The organism is Pullulanibacillus pueri (genome assembly GCF_014639255.1).
Taxonomy (GTDB): domain Bacteria; phylum Bacillota; class Bacilli; order Bacillales; family Sporolactobacillaceae; genus Pullulanibacillus; species Pullulanibacillus pueri.
Window position 1 is genome coordinate 95,026 of the sequence record NZ_BMFV01000007.1, and the last position, 23,976, is coordinate 119,001.

At 39.3% G+C, this 23,976-nt stretch carries 26 protein-coding genes; all 26 read right to left on the reverse strand.

Going from position 1 to position 23,976, the window contains the following annotated elements:
• Nucleotides 1-95 precede the first annotated feature (95 nt).
• Nucleotides 96-1,166 carry a 3-dehydroquinate synthase gene (aroB, locus tag IEV91_RS06495; RefSeq protein ID WP_188496608.1) on the reverse strand — a complete coding sequence of 357 codons (1,071 nt, stop codon included), beginning with the start codon at nt 1,164-1,166 and terminating at the stop codon, nt 96-98.
• Nucleotides 1,166-2,332 carry a chorismate synthase gene (aroC, locus tag IEV91_RS06500; RefSeq protein WP_188496609.1) on the reverse strand — a complete coding sequence of 389 codons (1,167 nt, stop codon included), beginning with the start codon at nt 2,330-2,332 and terminating at the stop codon, nt 1,166-1,168. The genes aroB and aroC overlap by 1 nt, the downstream gene beginning before the upstream one ends.
• Before the next feature lie 19 nt (nt 2,333-2,351).
• Complete coding sequence (locus tag IEV91_RS06505; RefSeq protein WP_188496610.1) at nt 2,352-3,128, reverse strand: CheR family methyltransferase; 777 nt, start codon at nt 3,126-3,128, stop codon at nt 2,352-2,354.
• A 338-nt stretch (nt 3,129-3,466) separates the two neighbouring features.
• Entirely contained in the window at nt 3,467-3,910 is a 444-nt protein-coding gene (ndk, locus tag IEV91_RS06510) for a nucleoside-diphosphate kinase (protein WP_188496611.1), read from the reverse strand.
• Nucleotides 3,911-4,017: 107 nt separating this feature from the next.
• A complete protein-coding gene (locus IEV91_RS06515) occupies nt 4,018-4,986 on the reverse strand; it encodes a polyprenyl synthetase family protein (protein WP_188496612.1) in 969 nt (322 codons plus the stop codon).
• 75 nt (nt 4,987-5,061) lie between these two features.
• On the reverse strand, nt 5,062-5,778 hold the full coding sequence (locus IEV91_RS06520) for a demethylmenaquinone methyltransferase (protein ID WP_188496613.1): 717 nt from the start codon (nt 5,776-5,778) through the stop codon (nt 5,062-5,064).
• Nucleotides 5,778-6,557: a heptaprenyl diphosphate synthase component 1 gene (locus tag IEV91_RS06525; RefSeq protein ID WP_188496614.1), complete on the reverse strand. Its 780-nt coding sequence runs from the start codon at nt 6,555-6,557 to the stop codon at nt 5,778-5,780. Before IEV91_RS06525 ends, IEV91_RS06520 begins: the two co-directional genes overlap by 1 nt.
• A gap of 408 nt (nt 6,558-6,965) precedes the next feature.
• Nucleotides 6,966-7,193 (reverse strand): trp RNA-binding attenuation protein MtrB, encoded by a 228-nt coding sequence (gene mtrB / locus IEV91_RS06530; protein WP_188496615.1) that lies wholly within the window; start codon nt 7,191-7,193, stop codon nt 6,966-6,968.
• Between the two features lie 14 nt (nt 7,194-7,207).
• Nucleotides 7,208-7,771, reverse strand: a complete 564-nt coding sequence (gene folE / locus IEV91_RS06535) for a GTP cyclohydrolase I FolE (protein WP_268236357.1) — start codon at nt 7,769-7,771, stop codon at nt 7,208-7,210.
• A gap of 370 nt (nt 7,772-8,141) precedes the next feature.
• Complete coding sequence (hbs, locus tag IEV91_RS06540; protein WP_188496617.1) at nt 8,142-8,414, reverse strand: non-specific DNA-binding protein Hbs; 273 nt, start codon at nt 8,412-8,414, stop codon at nt 8,142-8,144.
• A gap of 623 nt (nt 8,415-9,037) precedes the next feature.
• Nucleotides 9,038-10,516 (reverse strand): stage IV sporulation protein A, encoded by a 1,479-nt coding sequence (spoIVA, locus tag IEV91_RS06545; RefSeq protein ID WP_188496618.1) that lies wholly within the window; start codon nt 10,514-10,516, stop codon nt 9,038-9,040.
• 340 nt (nt 10,517-10,856) lie between these two features.
• Nucleotides 10,857-11,570, reverse strand: coding sequence for a YphF family lipoprotein (locus IEV91_RS06550; RefSeq protein WP_188496619.1), 714 nt, complete (start codon nt 11,568-11,570; stop codon nt 10,857-10,859).
• Nucleotides 11,571-11,603: 33 nt separating this feature from the next.
• Complete coding sequence (locus IEV91_RS06555) at nt 11,604-11,798, reverse strand: DUF2768 domain-containing protein (protein ID WP_188496620.1); 195 nt, start codon at nt 11,796-11,798, stop codon at nt 11,604-11,606.
• Between the two features lie 309 nt (nt 11,799-12,107).
• A complete protein-coding gene (locus tag IEV91_RS06560; RefSeq protein WP_188496621.1) occupies nt 12,108-12,368 on the reverse strand; it encodes a stage VI sporulation protein F in 261 nt (86 codons plus the stop codon).
• A gap of 91 nt (nt 12,369-12,459) precedes the next feature.
• The gene (locus IEV91_RS06565) at nt 12,460-13,503 is read right to left on the reverse strand and encodes an NAD(P)H-dependent glycerol-3-phosphate dehydrogenase (protein WP_188496622.1); all 1,044 of its coding nucleotides are present in this window, start codon (nt 13,501-13,503) and stop codon (nt 12,460-12,462) included.
• Nucleotides 13,504-13,525: 22 nt separating this feature from the next.
• Nucleotides 13,526-14,119 carry a glycerol-3-phosphate 1-O-acyltransferase PlsY gene (gene plsY, locus IEV91_RS06570; protein WP_188496679.1) on the reverse strand — a complete coding sequence of 198 codons (594 nt, stop codon included), beginning with the start codon at nt 14,117-14,119 and terminating at the stop codon, nt 13,526-13,528.
• Between the two features lie 18 nt (nt 14,120-14,137).
• Nucleotides 14,138-15,451: a ribosome biogenesis GTPase Der gene (der, locus tag IEV91_RS06575; RefSeq protein ID WP_188496623.1), complete on the reverse strand. Its 1,314-nt coding sequence runs from the start codon at nt 15,449-15,451 to the stop codon at nt 14,138-14,140.
• 320 nt (nt 15,452-15,771) lie between these two features.
• Nucleotides 15,772-16,368 (reverse strand): YphA family membrane protein, encoded by a 597-nt coding sequence (locus IEV91_RS06580; protein ID WP_420850724.1) that lies wholly within the window; start codon nt 16,366-16,368, stop codon nt 15,772-15,774.
• Nucleotides 16,369-16,599: 231 nt separating this feature from the next.
• Nucleotides 16,600-17,742 carry a 30S ribosomal protein S1 gene (gene rpsA / locus IEV91_RS06585; protein ID WP_188496625.1) on the reverse strand — a complete coding sequence of 381 codons (1,143 nt, stop codon included), beginning with the start codon at nt 17,740-17,742 and terminating at the stop codon, nt 16,600-16,602.
• A 228-nt stretch (nt 17,743-17,970) separates the two neighbouring features.
• Nucleotides 17,971-18,561, reverse strand: coding sequence for a lysophospholipid acyltransferase family protein (locus IEV91_RS06590; protein ID WP_188496626.1), 591 nt, complete (start codon nt 18,559-18,561; stop codon nt 17,971-17,973).
• On the reverse strand, nt 18,548-19,219 hold the full coding sequence (gene cmk / locus IEV91_RS06595) for a (d)CMP kinase (RefSeq protein WP_188496627.1): 672 nt from the start codon (nt 19,217-19,219) through the stop codon (nt 18,548-18,550). The genes IEV91_RS06590 and cmk overlap by 14 nt, the downstream gene beginning before the upstream one ends.
• Nucleotides 19,220-19,233: 14 nt before the next feature.
• Nucleotides 19,234-19,467: a YpfB family protein gene (locus IEV91_RS06600; RefSeq protein WP_188496628.1), complete on the reverse strand. Its 234-nt coding sequence runs from the start codon at nt 19,465-19,467 to the stop codon at nt 19,234-19,236.
• 12 nt (nt 19,468-19,479) lie between these two features.
• On the reverse strand, nt 19,480-20,133 hold the full coding sequence (locus IEV91_RS06605) for a flagellar brake protein (RefSeq protein WP_188496629.1): 654 nt from the start codon (nt 20,131-20,133) through the stop codon (nt 19,480-19,482).
• A 381-nt stretch (nt 20,134-20,514) separates the two neighbouring features.
• Nucleotides 20,515-21,828, reverse strand: coding sequence for a germination protein YpeB (gene ypeB, locus IEV91_RS06610; RefSeq protein ID WP_188496630.1), 1,314 nt, complete (start codon nt 21,826-21,828; stop codon nt 20,515-20,517).
• 15 nt (nt 21,829-21,843) lie between these two features.
• Nucleotides 21,844-22,749: a spore cortex-lytic enzyme gene (sleB, locus tag IEV91_RS06615; RefSeq protein ID WP_373284403.1), complete on the reverse strand. Its 906-nt coding sequence runs from the start codon at nt 22,747-22,749 to the stop codon at nt 21,844-21,846.
• 479 nt (nt 22,750-23,228) lie between these two features.
• Nucleotides 23,229-23,921 carry a glutamic-type intramembrane protease PrsW gene (gene prsW, locus IEV91_RS06620; RefSeq protein WP_188496632.1) on the reverse strand — a complete coding sequence of 231 codons (693 nt, stop codon included), beginning with the start codon at nt 23,919-23,921 and terminating at the stop codon, nt 23,229-23,231.
• Nucleotides 23,922-23,976: the final 55 nt, after the last annotated feature.

Here is a 23,976-nt window from a genome sequence, read left to right on the forward strand (position 1 = left end):
CTAATAACTAAACTAATAAGTCAATACTCTTTCTTCATATAGAGTAAACAAAATCTGCATATGTGTCAATGGGATATAAGGGAATTTTTCAATACCTACTCGTGAAAATCCTCTAACACTTCAATAATTAGATCTTCGGGAACCGCTTGGGTTTTGGGTTCACCAATGGCTTTTAATAATACGAAGACAATTTGTCCGTCTGTACGTTTTTTATCATATTTCATAGTCTGTACCAGCTTGGCCTTATCAAGACCTTTGGGAATGCTCGTTGGCAAACCTAACCGCCCTAACCAATCTGTTATTTCTTCAATCGGCAAAGAATGATGGTAGACTCGCTCACTTAATTTCAGTGCAAAAATCATGCCGATCGCAACACCTTCACCATGTGTAAGCGCGCCATAACCACTTTCCTTTTCTAATGCATGTCCTAGCGTATGACCAAAGTTAAGGAATTTACGAACACCGGACTCCGTCTCATCTTGAGCAACAATATTAGCCTTGACCATCATGGCTTCTTTTAAAATAGAAGCCATGACCTCCACACTAATCGCCTGCCTCTCGGGAAGCAATTGACGCATTTTATCATAAAGTGCCTTGGAATCTATAATACCGTGCTTTACGACTTCTGCTAAACCGGAACGCCATTCTTTTTCAGGTAAGGAAGACAAAGTCTCAGTATCATATATAACCGCTTCTGGATGATAAAAAGCGCCGATTAAGTTCTTACCAAGATCATGATTAATTCCAACCTTACCACCAAGACTACTATCATGTGCAAGCAAAGTGGTTGGCATTTGCACAAAAGCAACGCCTCTTAAAAAGCTTGCAGCAACAAAGCCAGCGAGATCGCCAACAACCCCTCCCCCTAAAGCAATCACACAGCATTGGCGATCAAGATTAAGTTCCACCATGTAGTCAATGAGGCGCTTATAGGTGTCAAAATCCTTCGACGCCTCACCGCTAGGGACAACATAGCTATAGACTTTGGGTTTAGACATTAAGGCCTTTTTGACATCCTCAAGATATAAAGGAGCAATTTGACTATCCGTCACAATAACATAGGCAGAAAACTCTTTTTTTAAAAGCTCTAATAATTGATGACGTAACCCTTTTCCAATCACGACTGGATACGTTTTATGGGGTGTTGTTATTGTAAACTGTTCCATTAGAATGCCACTGATCGCTCACGGTGAAGCTTAACGGCTTGGATGACTTCTTCCATGCGATCGCCTCCAAATTTTTCTTTTACAGCAAGTGCCAACTCCCAAGCCACCATATGTTCACAGACAACACTAGCTGCGGGTACTGCACAATTGTCCGTTCTTTCAATACTTGCGGAAAAAGGCTCTTTCGACTGAATATCAACACTTTGAAGAGGCTTGTACAATGTCGGAATAGGTTTCATGACACCTCTAACAATAATCGGCATCCCTGTGGTCATCCCACCTTCAAAACCGCCCAGGCGATTAGTCTTTCTTGAATAGCCCTGGCCCTCTGCCCATTGAATTTCATCATGAACTTGACTTCCAGGCAGACTTGCCATCTCAAACCCAGCCCCAAATTCAACACCTTTAAAAGCATTGATACTCATGACGGCCATCGCGATTTTGGCATCTAACTTTCGATCATAATGAACGTGACTTCCAAGACCTACGGGGGCACCCGCAACGATTGTTTCAACAACACCGCCAACAGAGTCTCCGTTAGCTTTTGCCTCGTCAATGACTTTTTTCATTTCCTCTTCTGCCTTTTGATCAAGGCACCTTACTTCTGATGCTTCTGTCTTCTCACGAATCACTTCAATACTTTCAGGTAATGGGCTTGTGTCCTTTGCTCCACATATTTCTACTACACGCCCAGCAATTTCAATCCCAATGGCCTTTAAATAAAGTTTAGCAATCGTTCCTACGGCTACTCTGGCAGCAGTTTCCCGTGCTGACGAACGTTCAAGGACATCCCTCATATCACGATGACCATACTTTATAGCACCATTTAAGTCTGCGTGACCTGGACGGGGACGGCTCACCCGTTTCTTGACTGATGACGGATCCTCAATAGGATCTGGACCCATAATCTCTGTCCAGTTTCTCCAATCTTTATTTTCAATGACTAAAGCAATAGGTGCTCCTGTTGTATACCCATGGCGAATTCCGCCTACAATTTGCACAGTATCCTTTTCAATTTTCATGCGTCGACCGCGTCCATAACCACCTTGACGACGTCTTAACTCTTCATTTATAGCATCAGCCTTGACCTCAAGACCCGCTGGAAAACCCTCGATAATAATGGTCAATTGTGGTCCGTGTGATTCACCTGCAGTTAAAAATCTCATTCTGATATTCCTCCCAGTCTCAAACTTTTTGATAAAAAAATGTTTCTAAAGGTTCTAAACCATAACTTCTTGGATTAAAGATCTGCTCTGTACTCCCAACAAACAAAACACCACCAGGTCTTAAAGCTTGAGCAAATTTTAAATATAATTGCTGTTTTGCCTCATCAGTAAAGTAAATCACGACATTTCGACATAAAATGAGATCAAACTCACTTCCGTATGTCTCCGCCAATAGATTCAGTCTTTTAAATTGTACCGGTTTTCTCACTTCACGATCGACTTCCCATAGTAAATCAGCGGGTTTAAAATAACGGGCCCGCTCATCCTTACTGACTTCTTTTAAAACTCTATCTGGATATCTCGCTAATTGAGCAATCTTTAGTACCTTTTCATCAATATCTGTCGCAAGTACTTCATAATCACGAGGCTTCAAGTATTTAGACAGCATCATCGAAAGAGAATAAGGCTCCTCTCCCGTTGAACACGCTGAACTCCATACTTTTAAGCGATGGGTTCTATCTTTTAAAAGAAGCGGTAAGATTTGTTTTTCTAGAACCTCCCAACGCTGCTTGTTGCGAAAGAATTCAGTGACATTAATCGTGATTTTATCAAGACACTCAGCAAATAACGCACTCGATTTCTCTATTTTAAAATAGTACTCTTCAAAAGATAAAGCTTTATGTTTTGTCTTTAAGCTCGTCAATCGCCGTTTCATTTGCTCTTCTTTATAGAGCGCCAAATCAATGCCTGTTCTTTCAAAAATCTTCTTTTGAAACCACTCATAGTCATCGATCATCTTGTCAGCTCTCCCCCCACCCCATCTCTATTTCTTCTAAAAGTCGTACTGCTCTTGGTATGACTACGGATTTTAGAAAAGAGAGCCATTCTCTTAAAACATATGTATTTCTATATTTTTTTATATACTAGCATATTCTAGACGATCATGTAGACCTTTTTTTAATTTTTCTATTAAAATCTTATTGTATAATGGCTAAAAAACAGACCGAAACTAAATTCTAGCGCTTCAACTTATCCTTTTAAAATCAAAGTCAGACCAACAGACACTTTCATTGTCTCGTTGCTTATTTTTCAAACAAAAAGTACCAACCCTTTGGTCGGTACCTTAACTTCCTTTTATACCCAGCGCTCGACAGCCTTTTCGTAAGTAAGCGCTTCATCTTGTGAAAAGAATAGGTTGATTTCTCTTTTAGCACTTTCAGGAGAATCAGAGCCATGAATAATATTTTGACTCATTTGTACACCATAATCTCCTCTGATAGTCCCTGGGGCAGCATCTGCAGGGTTTGTAGAGCCCATCATTTTACGTGCCGTTGCAATAACACCCTCGCCCTCCCAAACCATCGCAAAAACAGGGCTAGAGGTAATAAACTCAACTAGGTCACCAAAGAATGGTCGTTCCTTATGTTCGGCATAATGGTTTTCAGCCAATGCTCGGTCCACTGACATTAATTTCGCACCAACAAGTTTAAATCCTTTTTTCTCGAATCGTGAGACAATCTCTCCAACAAGATTTCGTTGTACACCATCTGGCTTGACCATTAAAAACGTTCTTTCCATACTATGTCCCCTCTCTTCTTCAGATGTTGGTTTAGGGGGAGTTGGAAGCGCTCCCCTTCGTATTATTTACAATGTTTAGTCTATCAAAACCCATAACAGGTGACAATCTAATATTTTCTCTTACTGATATAATCCGCAATACGCTCCATGTGCTTTGTCGTCTTCGTCTGAGGTAAGTAAGTTAACTGATCATAGGCTTTCTTTATGTATTGAGTACTGACCTTCTCTGCTTCACTCGTAGAACCAGAGTCCTTGATTAACTGAATAATAGCATCCCAATCATGGGTCTTTTTATCACCCTTCTTTAAGGCTGTCATTAACCTTTCAGCCGTATTCTCTTTCCGAAGGGCAATCAGCGTAGGCAATGTCACATTCCCTTGCTTTATATCGCTGGCAGCAGGCTTTCCTAACTGCTTCTCTGTTGCCGTAAAATCAAGGACATCATCAATGATTTGGTAGGACATCCCCGTATAATAGCCGAAATAATATAGATGACGACAGACTTTTTCAGGGGCACCAGCCGCTATCGCTCCAAGTTGACAGCTGATGGCCATGAGCAAGGCTGTTTTTCTTTTTATACGCAGAAAGTATGTTCTAACATTTTGAGTCCAATTATATTGATCCTCGATTTGCTCTATCTCACCTAAACTAATTTCTTTCATAGTATGAGACAAAATCTGATGAACCTCAGGAATCTCGATCTCCGAAGCAAGCTTTAACGAGCGAGAAAAGATATAGTCGCCCGTATACATAGCCACCCGATTATCCCAGCGTGATTTTACCGTCTGTTGTCCCCGCCGCATTTCCGAGTTATCAATCACATCATCGTGAACAAGTGAAGCCATATGTATAAGTTCTAAAGCGACTGCGATTTTCCGGACATCTTCACGGTCACGTTCTCCATATTGAGCAGCCAACAAGACCATAATAGGGCGCATTCTCTTTCCTCCCGCTTTTAACAGTTGCGAGGACGCTTGCGTTAGAATGTCTTGATCGGCTTCAACGACCGTTTCTAGTAGTTTTTCAATTGCATTTAATTCGTGCTTAATTTCTTTATATATTGTTGCTAAGCTCATGGATTTCACCTTTATATAGGTTTCTACACCTGTATTTTAAGAGCTCCTTCAGGTTAGCTCTTTAACAATATCATGTCACTTAAGAAGTGGTGGTTTCGTTGCATGATGGATGGCCGCTACCCCACCTGTTAAGGAGATGACATGAATTGGACTAAAACCAGCTTGAGAAAATAGTTCGGTTAAGGCCTTTTTATCGGGAAAGTTTCGTGTTGATTCATGTAACCATACATATTCATCGTAGCTTCCATTAAAAATCTTCCCAAGAGCCGGCATCACATAACGAAAATATAAGAAATAGAGTTGTGTATAAACAGGAATTTTAGGATGAGATGTCTCTAAACAAGTCAAGGTTCCTCCAGGCTTTAAAACCCGAAAGATTTCCTTTAAAACGGTTAAATAGTCTGGTACATTTCGTAAGCCAAACCCTATAGAGACATAATCAAAAGTATTATCAGCATAAGGCAAACGCATCGCATCACCATGCGTTAAAGTAACATTTGATAATTGTTGTTCTTCAATCTTGTGACGCGCAACCGATAACATATTTTCACTAAAATCCAATCCTTCGACATGCCCTTTAGGACCCACCGCTTGTGCTAAAGAAATCGTCCAATCGCCTGTCCCACAGCACACATCAAGTGCCTTCTTTCCGGGGGCAATAGCCATGGCCCGCATCGCTTTTTTGCGCCAAACCTTATGCTGATTAAAACTTATTAGTGAATTCATGAAATCATATTTTTTATAAATACTTTGAAACACATGGTGCACTTTTTCGCTCTTTTGTTCGTTCATCATAATCCTTCTTTTGCCATTCTTTTATTTCTATCATTTTCAGCAATCTGTTTCCAGCGGTTTACTTTTGTACTTAATTGGGAGAACACAGGAGGGACTTCTTTATGATTGAGTATTAATTCAGGCTGCATTGACGCTAAGTAAGCATCTGTCGCTTGAATAAATTGTTGCTTTTTTTTCGGCAAATGAATAAAAAAAGGCTGCAATACTGTTGACACTTCACCTTCAAGTCCCTTTTTCCGTTCCATTAGAATTCTTTTCAATGAAAAATAATGGCGAAGGGGGGGAATCCAATGAGCAAGTCCCAAAACCTGTGCCACCTTAATAAGTATCGTTGACTCAATATCATGCAAAAATCCAAATAACCGATCCCAGTGGAATTCCGCTTTAAAGGCGCGCGTCTTTAATTCATTCAGTTTTTGAATCGCTTCAGAAATATGACCTATCATTTTATAGTCTTTAACTTCTGCTAAAAGGCTATAGTATTGCGCACTATAAAAATCTCCTGCAAGCACGGTAAGTTGACGTGATTTAATTTCACTTGGAGTATGAAGTGCCATCAACGTTACAGAATCATGAATTTCTAGAGCCATTTGAACAATTAGGATTGAGGATATGTACTTACTTACATGTTTATAGGCGTTGTTTTCTCGAAACATCGCTAACAAGACCGTTATTTTATCTTCATCAATCTCGGGTCTTCCTATGTATTTATCAAGCACCGGATGCCGGGTTGCTTCTTCAATGATCGTCTTGATCTCATTAAGCTCACTATTCATGATTATCACGCGTCCCTTATTCACCTGAGAAGCCTTAAAGTCTACAAACTTAACTTCTTCTTCGATTTCATCTATATCAAAGTGTCTTTTCCAATTCTAAAAGGTTTGATCAGCATCCTTGTTTCATTGTCCCGTTCAAGGATACGCTGTATTCAGTATAGCATACTTAAGTGAGAGGCATAAAGCGATACGAGAAAACCGGTTAAAATGATTCCAAACAGATTTATCCCCTTATTTCTTTCATGAGATGGCTGAGACAAAACCGTTATATCAAAGGAAATCCGAATGAATTCTCCGGTTCGGATATACACATCACAAAAATCGCCGCCAGTTTTCCATCATTGGGCTTAAGAAGCTGAGTAAGGTTCTAGCCTCAAATCCCTACTAAACCCTTTCGCCATTCTATCCTTATTCTACCCCAGAAACCATCTCGCCATGCTTCGTTTGTATAAGAGATTTCCCTCGAACTTTCACAGCTGAAGTGTGCTCAGTAAATTGGGCAATCATCACTTCGCCTTTGTCCAGCTTTTCTGAGTGATGAAAACGAGTATCCGCTCCCCGTGTGAGACCAATAACATTTACACCATCTTCTAATGCCTTTATCACAAAAAATTCTTCGCTTTGTTTAGCTTCCATGGTCACCCTCCTTATTATCCTTTTATTAACATCAACGCTTCAGATCGCGCTGCTGGATTTTCCTCAAAAACACCTCGCACCGCAGAGGTAAGCGTCTTAGAACCTGGTTTTTTTACCCCTCGCATTGTCATACACATATGTTCCGCCTCTACGACAACAATGACGCCATGAGGGTCGAGCGTTTCCACTATCGAATCTGCAATTGTTGTTGTAATGCGTTCCTGGAGCTGCGGACGCTTGGCAACGGCCTCTACCGCTCTTGCCAACTTACTCAGTCCTGTCACTTTCCCACCTCTTGGAATATAACCGACATGAGCTTGTCCGTAGAATGGCACTAAATGATGCTCACACATTGAATAAAAAGGAATATCTTTGACTAGAACAAGTTCCTCATGATCTTCACCGAAAACAGTTGCGAAATATTCTTTTGGATCTTGATTAAGACCTTGAAAAACCTCTTCATACATACGAGCAACTCGTTTAGGTGTATCAATGAGTCCCTCGCGACGGGGATCTTCCCCTATAGCTTCTAAAATCATCGTTACTGCTTGTTCTATTTTATCGTGATCGACTGCCACGTTGATCCTCCATTCATGGTACCGAGATATATGTACAAATTTTATCATAAGGCTTTTCACAAAGTAAAGTAAAGCCGGTTAGACTCAATAAAGGAAAACTTATTTGATTAAGTAGTCTATTCCCTTTATCGATTAAGGGATCCAAACACTTCACAGGCGTATTCCAAAGTTTTTTTCAAAAGATAACTAGATATGGGTTGAAGTTGGAATGTCGCCGTGTAATCTCCTAGGAGCCCAAGCCTCCTCTTGTTATGAACCATCCCTTTTTCATTATTTGAACTGGACTAACCACTATTTATTTAAGGTTCTTATATCAATAAAAAAGAGCCACTTTAAGTGACTCTTTTTTTACCGCCCTATGTATAAATTATTATTTTACAGCGTCCTTAAGGGCTTTACCTGGTTTAAACGCAGGTACTTTACTTGCTGCGATTTCGATTTCTTCACCTGTTTGTGGGTTACGTCCTTTACGAGCAGAGCGTTCACGAACTTCAAAGTTACCAAAACCAATAAGTTGTACCTTAGAGCCTTCTTTCAAGGCATCCGTAATCGTATTAAAGACAGCATCAACTGCTTGTGTTGCATCCTTTTTTGAAAGTTGTGTGGATTCGACAACAGCATTTACGAGTTCCGTTTTATTCAATGCCTTCACCTCCTCTCAAGGCTTCAGCTTTGCCATTTCGACAAAAAACTGTTTTCAACGCTATATTAAAGGAACTCACCCAAGAATTCAACAACTTTTTAAGAAAAACCCCTATTTTTTTGGAGTTTCACCCACAATATTTACACATTTACACTATAAATTGGTAATTTCACCCAAATAAACTCTGTTTTTATAGATCTCAGTAAACAAAGATGGAATTTTCATATATTTATTGCAAATGTTCTAGTGATATGAAAATGCCGATCAATTTTAAACATCACCCTCCTAAAATCACGCGTTTAATTCCAATAAAATACGTTTTCCTTATACTCATTTCCATAAAACCTTAAGCTTATACGTTATCGCATAAGAAAAACCGGGCAGAGCGCCCGGTCCTCATTCATTTGGCATAAAATGTTTTTACTAAAATGCAAAGTCCCATCAAGTGGATTGGAGCGGAATCCGCACCCTCCTGATAACCAGAAATTTACTGATCTATTTAAGAAAACTTGGCTTGACGCTAAGTCTTATGGCGAAAGCCTAAGTTGCGCTTAAAGGTCCTCCGCTAAGTGATACATCCCGACTTTACAAAAAAAGACCCCTAGATTAAGGAGTCAAAGTAGTTATAAAATGATGGCAATCAGACCACCAGAGCCTTCGTTGATGATACGCTCTAAAGTTTCTTTTAATTTGTAGCGAGCATTTTCTGGCATTAATGATAATTTGGCAGAAATTCCTTCACGAACTATAGAGTTCAGTGAACGCCCAAAGATATCTGAATTCCATATCGAAAGTGGGTCGTCCTCGAAATCTTGCATTAAGTATCTTACAAGTTCTTCGCTCTGCTTCTCTGTCCCTATGATTGGAGCAAACTCTGATTCCACATCCACCTTAATCATATGAATGGAGGGGGCGACCGCTCTTAATCTTACACCGAAACGTGAACCTTGGCGAATGATTTCAGGCTCATCTAAACTCATATCCGTTAGTGCAGGAGAGGCAATACCATAACCTGTTTGTTTCACCATCTTTAACGCATCTGCTACTTGATCATATTCTCTTTTTGCATAAGAAAATTCTTGCATGAGTTGTAAAAGGTGATCTTTACCACGAATCTCGACACCCACAACTTCTTTTAATACTTGATCATAAAGTTCATCTGGTGCATATAGATCGATTTCTGCCACACCACGTCCCATTTCCATCCCTGCAAGTTGGGCATCTTCAATAAATTCATACTCATGGAAATGACCCACAACACGGTCTACATCACGCAATCGTTTTATGTCCTTAACAGTACTTTTGACTGCATCCTCATAGCTTTGACGGAGCCAATGATCTTCGCGTAGAACCATGACCCAGCTTGGAAGATTAACGTTCACTTCGAGGACTGGGAATTCATAAAGGGCTTCACGAAGGACATTATTAATATCTTGTTCCGTCATATTTTCAACACTTTGAGCCAGTACAGGTATGTCATATTTTTCAGAGAGTTCATTACGGAGTGCTGTTGTTTCAGAATGATGTGGGTGTGCGGAATTGACAATCATAATAAAAGGCTTACCCACTTCTTTAAGTTCTTCAACAACGCGTTCTTCAGCTTCTAGGTAGTCTCTTCGTCCAAGATCTCCTATACTGCCATCGGTCGTAATGACCACTCCAAGGGTAGAATGCTCTTGAATGACCTTTCTTGTTCCAATTTCTGCTGCCTCTTGGAAAGGAATAGGTTCATCGTACCAAGGGGTATGCACCATTCGTGGCCCATTTTCATCCTCAAAGCCTTTAGCTCCTTGGACTGCATAACCCACACAATCGACGACTCGAATATTCACTTCAAGACCTTCGTCGACACTGACAGTTACCGCATTGTTAGGCACAAACTTTGGCTCAGTTGTCATGATTTGACGCCCAGCACCACTCTGTGGTAACTCATCTTGAGCTCTTGCACGCTCAGCATCATCTGTGATATTAGGCAGTACGACAAGTTCCATAAATTTTTTAATAAACGTAGATTTACCTGTACGAACAGCTCCCACAACACCTAAATAGATGTCTCCGCCTGTTCTCTCGGCGATATCTTTAAAAATATCGACTCTTTCCAATTTGAACCCTCCCGATCAACGTAATCATTAAAGTCATGTAATATATAACTATGACTTTGTCCACCAAATATGCTATGTGGTCTAACAAATACGAAAAATATGATTTCGAATGAACGCAAAAAACCCTCTCCCAATATAGATTATTGTTGAAGAGAGGGAAACATGACTATTTATTTTTGAAAGATTGCTAAAAAAGTTTGCCTTTGATTGTGAGTGCACCCAAAAAGCTTAGCAGCATTGACTCTTCTACGTCTGTCACATAGTCTCTGGATACTAAAAAATTAAAGCACTCATTCCTCCCATAAAAGCTATTAATCTTTTAGCTTTTTTAAATCATTGATTATTTATTCAATAAAAAAACAACCTCACCCTTTTTCATTGTATAAGCAACTGAATCTATAGGCACATATGGCGTACTATTTGTTAACAATTGTCTAAGATCATATCCTTCTTTATAAGTTTTGTTCGATTTCTTTACGGCATCATAAATATCAGGTAAGTAATTAATACAAGCTTCACCTTTTTCATTGAGTATGAATCCTAATTGGCGCCCACTGTATGGACTTGTCACTGTTAACGGCTTCTTATATCCTAGCGCTTTATAATCGATGCTATAGCGCCCATCCGCAAGAATATCTTTAAGCGGGGAAAACTTATGATTCGAATAATACACTTGAATATCTCTATTTAAGTCCTGAACCTTGCTGACGAGAGACATATCTATGACCTTAACAGTGGGATCTTTTTCAGGATTTATCAGCACATACTCAAAATCCCCACCTTGTTCATAGGCATCTGAAGGGGGATTGGGTAAATACTCTTTTAACTTTTTAAAATCTATACGGTACTTTTGATAAATGGGAGTGTCTTCAGTACTATTCTTAATAGGTAAAACGCCTGTATCTTTATGATAGGAATCAATAGCATCCTGAACAGCTACTAGCTGTGCTTTGTAAGCCTGATGTTGAAAGGTGGTGTCACTTTCGGAATTCATACACCCAGAGAGGCTTAAAAGAAAAATGGTTAAAATTATGTATATAAAAAATCGTTTCATATGTCTCAACACCTTATCAGCATGTCTTATGTATTAATCTGGCCAGTTGATCACCACTAGAATCATTAATAGCCCACCGAAAATCAATAGCAAATAAGCTACGAAGGAAAAAATTGCTCTAAAAAAGCCTTTTAATTTTGCGCGAGAAAACATTATGAGTAAGGCAGCGACGATGAGTAGACCCATGGCCACAAAGGAAAGCCACATTGCTGCGAGACCAGGTGACATATAATCCCTCCTTAATTTACCTCCGTATTTTAACACAATATTTTATGTAGATAAAGAAGATTGGGAAAGCTTGTAAAAATATTAAACCAATAAGGAAAGCGCATTCAAATTAAAGCTTGTCCAAAATCCCACCCAAAGGAGCGTTATCATCGGTGACTTAAAATAAAACCGAGAGAAGCTTTAAGATGCCTCTCTCGGAGTGACTAAAACCTTCCACTCGTTTTGCAGCTCTTCATTAGGATATTTTTTGTGTATTCATTATACCGTATGCCACACGACATTAGATTGTTGATGACGTTGGCCTAGAATTTACTTTTGGGTAAACATATTTGCTAAGGAAGAAATATTTAAAGGCATGTTATTTTTTGTAACAGCATTCACAATTTTATCTTCTTTTTCCTTAGATACCTCAACATTCGCTAACTTAGCAACACGACTCACAATATCGCGAACTGTTTTTTCATCACGAAAGTCCGCATTCGCTACAGATTGTGCCAACGCAAAAATATCTTCCTTTTTAACATTGGTCTTCTTTTCAATTTGATCAAATAATGGATGTTTAGGATCCATGAAAGCCCTCCTTTTTCCATGCTTTCATGACAGTATATGGCGAAGGGCTTTCGTTTGTGATTACACAAATGAATACATCAAAAAATAGGCATTAATCCTTCCATTTCGAAGTAAACATCTCATCGATATCATGATATTCATGGCGCCGATCTCTACTCATTAACTCGTCAACTGCATCCTTTGGATCCTTATGATTAAATAAAACGTGATAAATAGCTTCAGTTATAGGCATTTCTACGCCTTCTTTTTCTGATAGGAGATATGCTGCCTCAGTGGTCCGAACACCCTCTACAATCATCCCCATAGACTCTAAGGTCTCCTCTAAGGTACTTCCCTTCCCTAGCATATTCCCAGCTCGCCAATTTCGACTATGTACACTTGTACAGGTCACGATTAAATCCCCCATGCCTGCAAGCCCCGTAAAGGTCAATGGATGGGCACCTAATTGAATGCCTAAACGCGTAATCTCTGACAGCCCTCTGGTGATGAGAGCCGCCTTAGCATTATCACCATAGCCTAGACCATCTGAGATTCCTGCCCCAAGAGCAATGATATTCTTTAAAGCCCCTCCAATTTCAACACCAACTAAATCATCATTGGTATACACTCGAAAATACTGGTTAATAAAAAGATCTTGGACAGCTTTTGCTTCCTCAATCTTTTTGGAGGAAACTGTAACAGTCGTAGGTTTTCTTTGTGACACCTCTTCAGCATGACTCGGTCCTGAAAGCACGACAACAGTTTTCAGAATGCTTGGTGGAAGTTCTTCTTCAATGATTTCTGAAATCCTTTTAGATGTCCGAGGTTCAATCCCTTTAGACGCATGAATAATGGTCGTTGGCTTCTTTAAATGAAGACGCAGCTCCCCAAGGACCTGCCGCATGCTCTTTGTCGGTGTCACAATTAGGACAGTATCCACATTATCGACTACATTCGCCATCTCATCGTCTGCTTCAATTAAATCTGAAAGAACAACATCTGGTAGATAACGTGAATTTTTATGGTTTCGATTAATCTCATCCATTTGTTCTTTGCGACGTCCCCACAATTTCACCCTGTGGCCATTATCAGCAAGGACGATGGCTAAAGCTGTCCCCCAGCTTCCCGCACCAAGAACCGCGATTGTTGATTTCAATTAAATAACCTCCAATGATGTTTTACTTTGATTTACTCCCGAATTTGCTTTCATTTCCTTGGACAAGCCGCTGAATATTTGCACGATGTTTCCATAAGAGTAATAGAGCAATAATAGCGGATACAATGATATAGCTTGATGGATAACCACCAATAGCGAGCCCCGCTATGGGGGTCAAAATAAAAACTAATGAACCTAAAGATACGTAACGTGTCAGAGCAATTAAAAGTATGGCTATGATTGCCACAATCAAGGTCGGTAACCACATAAGCATCAAAAAAACAGCAATAGTGGTTGCAACGCCCTTTCCACCTTTAAAACCATAATAGACGGGCCATATATGGCCTAAAATGGCACATAATCCCGATAAGGCAATCCCCCAGTCTGGAAGGTGAAAAGCCATCGAAATCAGAACAGCCACGACCCCTTTCAAAACATCCAAAATTAAAACACCGATGGCTGGACCAGTGCCAAGAACGCGAGCAGTATTAGTTGCTCCTGCATTACCACTGCCATGTTCCCTAATATCAACTTTTTTAATCCATTTTGTAAAGATGTAGCTAAAGCTAATGGCCCCTAGCAAATAACTGACAACACATGACAATACAACGAACATCACCACTCTAATATCCCCCTACTCCCGCTTATTTCTCGCATTGATCTTAATCGGTGTTCCTACAAAGCCAAAGGTTTCTCTAATTTTATTTTCCAAGTATCTTTCATAACTAAAATGGAGCAGCTCGGCATCATTAACAAAAAAGACAAAATTAGGCGGCTTAACGGCCACTTGGGTGCCATAATAAATTTTTAGACGGCGCCCTTTATCAGATGGTGGTGGTGTAAGTGCAATGGCATCCATAAGGACATCATTCAACATACTTGTCTGCACCCGGAAACTATGATTTTCAGCTACTTGGTTAATCATAGGTAAGAGCTGGTGCATCTTCTGTTTTGTTTTTGCCGAGACAAAGACAATCGGAGCATAACTGAGAAATCTAAATTGCTCTCTTATATTTCTACGAAAAGCATCCATAGTTTTCTCATCTTTTTCCACAGCATCCCACTTATTAACGACGATCACAATCGCTCGTCCTGCTTGATGGGCATAACCTGCGATTTTTTTATCTTGTTCTATAATGCCCTCTTCACCATCAAGGACAACTAAAACGACATCTGAACGCTCAATAGCTCTTTGTGCCCTCAGCACACTGTACTTCTCAGTCTTTTCATAGACTTTACCTCTTTTACGCATGCCTGCTGTATCAATAATGACATAGTCTTGTCCATCTTGATGAAAAGGTGTATCGATAGCATCCCGCGTGGTACCGGGTATATTGCTCACAATCACGCGATCTTTCCCTAAAATAGCATTGGTTAAAGACGATTTCCCTACATTCGGCCGACCAATAAGGGAAAATAAAATAGTATTTTCATCATACTCTTCCTCTTCTTCGTCAGGGAAATGGCTTACACAAGCATCCAACATATCACCGACCCCTATTCCATGGGCACCGGAAATCCCGATGGGTTCTCCAAGACCAAGAGAATAAAACTCGTAAAGATTTTGGATCCGATCTGGGTTATCGATCTTATTCACACCTAAGACGATAGGCTTTTTCGAGCGATACAGCATCTGCGCGACTTCCTCATCTGCACCCGTCAAACCTTCTCTCCCATCAACAACAAATAAGATAACATCGGCTTCAGTAATTGCTAAATGAGCTTGTTCTCTCATTTGAACAAGTAAAGGTTCATCCCCAATTTCGATTCCGCCAGTATCAATAACATGAAAGCGTCTACCTAACCATTCCCCTTCACCAAACAAGCGATCTCGAGTCACACCAGGTGTATCCTCTACAATCGCCATTCTTTCTCCAACAATTCGATTAAAAATCGTTGATTTCCCAACATTGGGTCTTCCCACAATCGCAACAACTGATTGGGCCATAAAGCACATCCTTCCTGTAACAGTACATCAGTATGCTCGGCCACTCTACTGACCTTATTAATATTCATGCAACATGATTTACTATCCATTTATATTATAAAAATTCCCTAGAGAGGCTTCAAAAAGCCATAGGTTGACATCCCTACCTGAGATTTATTCTTAAACTTTCATTAAAAGGGTGTATGTTGAAGTCTTTTGTGAGCGCCAAAAGACCTCATTGCTTTCAACAGCTCATTTCTCTTCTGACTCTTTTACCCCTTCTACTCAGGCGTTATAATCTTATCAAAAATTAGCCATAGAAACAATTTCATTTTTCATGATTATTTAGAGAGTCGTTTTGGAAACTGTCTTTCATATAAGACTCTCATTTTGTTGACAAGTCTTCCAATCAGACCAAAAAGAATCGTCAGACCCGTAGCAAGAGCAATCGCATCCAGACTGGATGTATCGCCAAAAGTCTGATCAAATGACTGGAAAACCAATGTTTGTAAACATTCTCCGACACCCATACCTAGAATAGTTGTATACAGTCGCATGGGTAAAGAACGCACCAAAAAATGGGTGATAAAAAGCAACGGAAAAACGACCATCCAAGGATGAATAATAAGTAATATAGCTGGATCAAACAAGAGATAGATATGCAGCAATACATAAGACATCCCAATAATCATTACGGAAAAAATATGATAAATCAGTGAGGAAACAGACAACTCTTTCAATGGAAAAGCACAGCAAAAAATAAGCATCAAAAAGCCCCAATTTATTGTATAGCCATCGAATTGAAAGGAATTAGATGACACACAAATAAGGAGTAAAATACCGAAGTTCAGGAAAGTTCGCTCCTTGCCTTTTCTCATTAAAAACGACACAAATATCCAACTCATCCAAGCCAACCAATAAAATAGGATTCCCTCCAAGTGATTTCACCTCAATCACAGTATGGAAGAGAAAAAGAGAAAATAAACCTCACCGAAAAAGAATTGCACATTTTCTGAAATTACCAGAATGCATAAAAGTTTCCTTAGTCCTGTAAGCATGAGGTAAACGAGCGTTCTGAAGCGGAAATCCACACATCCTGTTGCCAGAATGTTAGACATCCTTATATTCAAAAAGACGATCCAGATTGGATCGTCTTTGTTCTATCATGCTTATTTATAATTTTTAAGTTGATCACCAATGACATCCCCAAAAGAGAATCCCGTTGATTCTTCTTGCTCAGTGGTTATTGTTTCAGAGAGTTCTTCTTCTGGTTCTTCCAATTCTCTTATACTGAGTGAAACTCTTTTTTGTGCCAGACTCATATCAAGTATTTTAACCTTTACTTTATCGCCCTCTGAGAGCACTTCTCCAGGAGTTCCAATGTGCTTATGAGAAATTTCTGAGATATGAACCAGCCCTTCAACCCCTGGCAATAACTCGATGAAAGCACCAAATGGGACAAGGCGTTTAACCGTTCCTTCTACAACATCTCCGGCGTGAAGCTCTTCTGCGGCCTTTTCCCATGGACCGGGTTGAGTATCTTTAATAGATAAAGAAATTCTTTCGTTATCACGATCAACAGAAAGGATCTTTACCTTAACTTTGTCCCCTTCATTCACTATTTCAGAAGGTGTTTCCACTCTGTAATGGGCTAACTGCGAAATGTGAACAAGTCCATCTACACCGCCAATGTCTACAAAAGCACCAAAATCGGTTAACCGTTGAACTGTTCCTTCTACGACATCGCCCTCTTTTAAGCTTGTTAAGGTATTTTGTTTGGCCTCATTAGCTTTTTCTTCAAGAACAGCGCGATGAGAAAGAATTAATTTTCCTTTCTCCTTATCAAATTCTACAATTTTGACCTCAAGCTCTTTGCCCTTATAATCTTCAAAACTCTCGACAAAATGACGTTCAACCAAGGAGGCTGGCATAAAACCTCTCACACCTAGATCAGCGACTAAACCACCTTTAACAACATCTGCAATGGTAACTGTAAAAGTTTCCTTTGATTGAAATTTTTGTTCAAGGTCATCCCATGCCTTATCAGCTTCAACCGCCTTTTTAGATAAGACAAGCTCTTCCTCTGAAAGTTTAGTGACCTTTAGCGTGACTTCTTCTCCAACAGTCAATAGATCACTCACTTTATCAATATGTAAACTCGAAATTTCACTAATTGGTAGTATCCCATCGAACTTGTAGTTTACATCAACAAGCGCATGTTTTTCTTCAACCTTTGTTACTTGTCCAGTAACAACATCTCCGACTTGTAATGCATCAAAAGTTGTCATTTCATTATTCATTTCATCAACCATTGACAGTGACCTCCTTAAAAATTGAACACGATTAGAAAAGCCTTAACGCTTAGCTAATACTTTTACCTATGAAGGATTAGAAATAAGCGATAGAGTCAAGACCCTACTTTCATGCAAAAATAATAGACTCATGATGAGAGAAAAATAATATCCAAAATAATATCCTTATTTTAAGTTCTTATAAACGAAAGCGTTTGTCAAGTAGAATGACCTTTAAAATAGCCAAAGTTATGAATGCTGATCAATCAAAGCTTGGATATGGTTCATGATTTCAAGTGTAACTTCTGCTGCTTTTTGCTTCTCAGCCCTTGCAATACTCACATCGATAGGCTGTCCATAAACAATTTTTGTTTTTTGAAAGAGTTTAAAACGTCCGATAATTGCAACAGGGACAACGACAGCATTTGATTTTAGTGTAATAAACCCTACGCCAGGTTGACCTTTTCCTAATTTCCCCTCTTTCATCCGATGGCCTTCAGGGAACATGATCAGTGTTCCCCCTTCATTGACAATCTTTATAGCCATTTTTAAAGCTTGACGATCGCCCGCACCTCTTTTGATAGGAAAGGCATGTAACTTAGTAATCAATTGTTTCAATAAGGGCACTTTAAATAACTCTTCTTTTGCCATAAAGCTTAATCGCCGTGGACAACCCGCCCCAACAGCTGGAGGATCAAAGTTACTCACATGATTACTACATATTAATATGCCATCCTTTGGATCAATGGCATCAAAATGCTCAATTCCAATATATTCAATGCGATGAAATAGCTTAAAAAAAAGCTTGACCGGCCCTCTCCCTAGATCATAAAGACTCACTTTGGTAAGTTCTCTCCTTTATGATTGCTAGAATGCGATCGACAACGTCAGCAATACTTAATTTTGTGGTATCAATTTCGACAGCATCGTGAGCTTTGACTAACTGAATACTATCGCGAGTATCACGTAATGCGATTTCTTTTTTCAATTCTTCAAGAGGTGTTTCAATTCCCTTATTGATCTGCTCTTTATAACGCCGTGTCGCTCGTTCCTCCACAGAAGCTTTTAAAAACACTTTTACTTCAGCATTCGGTAGAACTTTAGTCCCGATATCCCGACCATCCATAACAACCCCTTGCTTTGCAGCAAGTTCTTGCTGGCGCTTGACCATTTCTTCACGTAGTTTTGGATGTTTAGAAACAAACGAAACATTGTTCGTAACTTCTGGCAGGCGAATACTTTCTGTGACATCTTTTTGATCAAGGATAACAGCTTGGCCCTTTTCTTTTGCCACCAATTCAATCACTGTCTTTTTCAAAAGCTGATATAGCGCTTCGCTATCCTCAACATCCACCTTGTTTTCCAAGGCTTTAAGTGTAATCGCTCTATACATTGCCCCTGTATCTATATATATATAGTTCATTTTGTCAGCGATCATTTTAGCGACTGTACTTTTCCCAGCCGCCGCTGGCCCATCAATAGCAATCTGCAAATCCATAGTGCCTCCCATAACTATTCCTTAAATTTTTTATTTTCATCATACCACATATAGGGAGATTGTTGAATGGTATCAAGAGTCTTACTCTCTTTCGGCTCAAAAACGCCCTCATATCTCACTGCCTTATTTAAATAGGGAGAAAGAGTATGGTGTTTCATCATAAACTGGGCCATGATAAGCGCAATGAATTGAATAATCACAAGTCTTACTAACCACTTTTCAACGGTTTTTGGTAAATCACTCCGCATGATTAACCTCCTTTATGACTTCGCTAACCGTTTGGAATAAAGGTCTTTCTCAAGTGTATAGCGTATAAGTTTCTGATGCTCCTGCTTACTAATATTCTTGAATTCAAAAGAAGCTCGTAAAAACTTACCTGATATAAATTGACGGATGAAAAGACCTCTTATTTTGCAATAATTATATTCCCCCGTTACCATCGGTAAAACAAGCCAAAGATCAACTTCCTGATCAGGTTGCCATCCATAGTCTTTAGGTAAATGGACGGATAAGCCGCCCCCACTCACATCCAAGGTGACGGTTGTAAAAGGAGAAAATTGATGAGGAACAACAGGGTGAATGGCCACATCAAGAGACGTTTCTACACGGACATATTGCCGTCGCTGAATGGTCTTTATATTTTCTTCTCCTGGAAAAGATAAAACTAACAGCGGGACATTTTCTTTTATTCTACGCAATAGCACGGTAGTAAACTGAAATACTTTACCTGAATCATAATAAACCGCTTTAAAACTTGTGTTTAAAATAAAAAAAGCAAATTTTTTTGTTTTATCATGAATAGGCAGTTCAACAAATATCTCATCGTCTGTCATTTCCGCTATTTTGGTTTTATATTTTTCCTTTTTCCCCTCATTTACAAGCTCTAAATACAAGTTTATCCCTTTTTTTAACACTTCATCCATCTCCCATGAATATATAGTTCTATTATCACACTATTCTCCTAAAAAATGCAATTAACTATAATAAGAAAATATCAGTATCAAATGGTAAGCGGCTTTTAGAAAGTCTCTAGCAGCAATAGAAAAATCCGAACATTCTATGAATGACCGGATTTTTCTATATTCTTATAACGAGGCGCATCGCTCCGTCAAAACACTTCGCTTTCCACGGATACGGGCCGCATCTCGCGGAAAAATCGTGGTTTCAAGGTTTTCTAACTCTCCGCATTTTGATTACACGCTCCATTTGTGAACTGACATTGTTCGGTATTGTATTCAATTTGTTTTGCCCCAGCCTTAATGATAGCAACACTCTTTCTGACATCACTTTCTCTATTATGCAGTCAAAAGTTCAACTTTCTCTTGTTGTCCTGTATTTGCGTTGACAAAAACTCTATAGGTATCTTTGTCTCGAGTCCCTAAAAAGGAATAACATAACACTTCTTCACCTAACTCATTTTCATAGACGGCTAAATCCGTTGTCTTTATGTCAAGATTTTGGCTTAGACCTTTTTCGGCTTCAGCTGCTTTTATTTTCGGTTTATAACTCTTTAATCTATTGTCTTTATGCACCAAATACTCTTTATCATCAAAGCCTAAAACTTCACCATTATCAAGCGCCACTTTGATTCGAATAGACGATGGATAAAGAAACACATCACCTTTTGATAACACATAAGTTAATACCCCAACATTGTTATACTGATCTGTTTTGGTCACCTTCATGTTATTAAAACCATGGCTTTTCAAAAATTTATTTGCTTTATCAACCGCATCGTTCAAACTTAATTTATTGCTTCCAACATCACGATGTTTGATGAACGAGACAACGTCTCCGCCCTTCTGAGTAACTGAAGCAACAATAGGACTTGCCTTTTGATTAATCGTCACATTATAAGCCTTATAGCCTGACCCCTTCCCAAGCTGACGGACTTGCACTTGTGCCTTTTTTATATTTAGGAAGTTCTTGACCGCTTCGCCTGCTTGCTCTTTAGAAATCGTCGGGCCGTCAAGTTTATTCAGTTCACTCAATTCATCCAGATTTGACCGAGCAATTGCTGGTCCCCATTCATTTTGAAAGCCTTCAACTTTTTGATTTACTGCCTTCAGTCCATCAATCACTTGATTATCATTAGGCTGTTTCTGGGAGGCTAGCGCAACCTCGACGTCCATCCATTTGAGATGATTATCAACAATTGTTTTTTGCACTTGCCTTAGATCAGTTTCTATTTCTTCTGATTGGTTATATAAATTCTGTAGCTGTTTGTATTCGTCATCAGATAGTTTCCCATTATTTGATTTTATCGCTGTTTGAAAACTGAATTTACCTAAATTAGACAAAAACTCTTGGGTTTTATTAAAAGGTAATAGAGTCACCGGAAGCTGTCCAATTTCACCGCGTGCGAGTGAAGCCATCCGCCATACCTCAGTTAATTCCGGAGCAGCGAGGTCTTTTGAACTTGTCCCTAAAGTTGTCCCTAAGTGATCGTGGATATTATCCACGTAATACGTCAAATTATGATAGGCTTGTTGATAATTATTTTCAGCATTCGTCGAAATAACATTTTTATCTTTATGCTCCAAATAACCCCAATACCCAGTACTGATTAATGCTACAACTAAAACGGCGATCACTATATTACGTCCCATTTTTTCACCTCCACGCTATTTACAGAAAATATGCTTTCCAATTTTATCGATTTGGGGTCTTCCCCAGATCCAACTTGATGTCGCTGTATCCGGATTAAAATAGTAAAGGGCACCATGAGAGGGATCCCAGCCATTGATTGCATCCATAACGGCTTGTTCAGCTGTTTTATTGGGCGTTAACCATATTTGGCCATCAGAAACAGCGGTAAAGGCCCCTGGTTGAAAAATAACCCCTGAAACAGTATCCGGGAATAAGGAACTATCCACACGATTAAGAATAACCGCCGCCACTGCAACCTGTCCTTCATAAGGTTCACCGCGCGATTCTCCATATACTGCATTCGAAAGTAGTTTAATGTCATTAGCGCTGTATCCTTCAGGAAGGTTATTCACTGTATATTTGACTGTGTTCGTTGACCCTGACGAAGTTCCAGAAGATTGATTTCCCCCGGTATTGTTCGTCGTCTTCCCTGCATTATTCGTTGTATTCCCGGCATTAGAAGTACCTGAATTCTTACTAGGTGATGATTGTTTATCTAACGAAACACCCCCATAGTATGTAAAATTATTACCTTGTTGAATATTTTTCTTTACGTAAGACTCATCATATTTTGAAGCAGCGACGAGCTTATTCTTGGTTGTAGCCCCTGCTAAACCATCAATTTTAAGACCATAGGCTTCTTGAAAATTTCTTAAAGCCCAATACGTTCCCCAACCAAATATGCCATCAATTTTACCTTTGTAATAACCGATATATTGAAGTCTAGCTTGTAGTTCAATGACATCATCCCCCGTAGCCCCTTGTTGAATCACCTGTGGTGAGAAAGCTTTGGTTTCATGGGTGGGGATAGTCACCATTGCAAATGAAAGCACGAGGCAAAGAATCATGATCCTAAAAGGTTGACATTCCCTCTTCATCATCCATCCTCCTTGAAAAATCCTTTTTCATAAGGCTATTTTCCGTAAAACTTTTATTTTTATACTCAATAAAAAGAAATGACCTTTTGAAACTTCCCTATAGACAAGTTTCAAAAGGTCAAAGCCATTTATCATTGAGCTTAAACATAAAGGATCCTAGTAAGAAAAACGAGCATGCCCGGTCCTCGTGTTGACATTGAAAAGTCTTTCACCAATAGACAACATCAGCAACTCAGTTGATTGGAACGGAAGGCGCGAGCTTCGGAACATTTATGGAGAGCAACCAGCCAGAAATGGCGATCAACACCTATTTTCAAGACCAAAAATTATACACTTTAAAAAATTCAGCTTTTCGCCAAGTCAAATTGCACCTCTAAGTTCTTCACTAAGTATACATTTTGACATTATAAAAAAAGGCGAACCTTCTTGTTAGAAAGTCGCCTAAAAAAAATATTATTTTAACAAATATAAAATCTATCTTATCAAAAAGGACCATTTATTGTTGGACGTTCTGGTCCAGAATTTTTATACCAATTTTCTTGATCCTTGTAAGTTTGTTTTACCTTCCGCAAGGCATACCACCATAAGAACAGCATGAAAGGAACAATCGCATAAAGCCAAAGCGTTCTAAAATTCATAAAAACATCGTAAACGCCATGAAGAACAACGGCAATAAATAGTGCTAGGCTTAGCCACTTTACCTTATTTCTAGAAAACTTTGCTCGTCCAATGTAATAGCCCATAATAATGCCAAATAAACCGTGGCTTGCCACAGGTAACAAAGCTCTCCATAAAGCCACGTCAATGCCATAGGCAAAAAGATAAAACACATTCTCAGCTGTTGCAAAACCTAAAGAAACAGCGGCTGTATATACAATACCATCATACCGCTCAGAAAACGCCACATGATGATAAGCCGTATAGATAACAATAAACCATTTTAAAAATTCTTCTAAAAGTCCATTCAAAAGAAACGCCTGAGCCAACCGCCCCTGCAGAAGATGTTCCGCCGAAAAAGCATACTGAATCATCATGACTGGAAGGACCAATAAAGCACCAATAATAAATGTCTTTATCACAACACCAATCGGCTCAGATTCGTATTTATCTTTTAAATATATATAGGAGAGAAAGGCTATTCCGGGAGCAATCCCTGCAGTGATAATAGCCAACATGTGTGTTCCTCATTTCTCATGTCAACCCCAGCAAACGGGGTGTACGTCAAAGTGA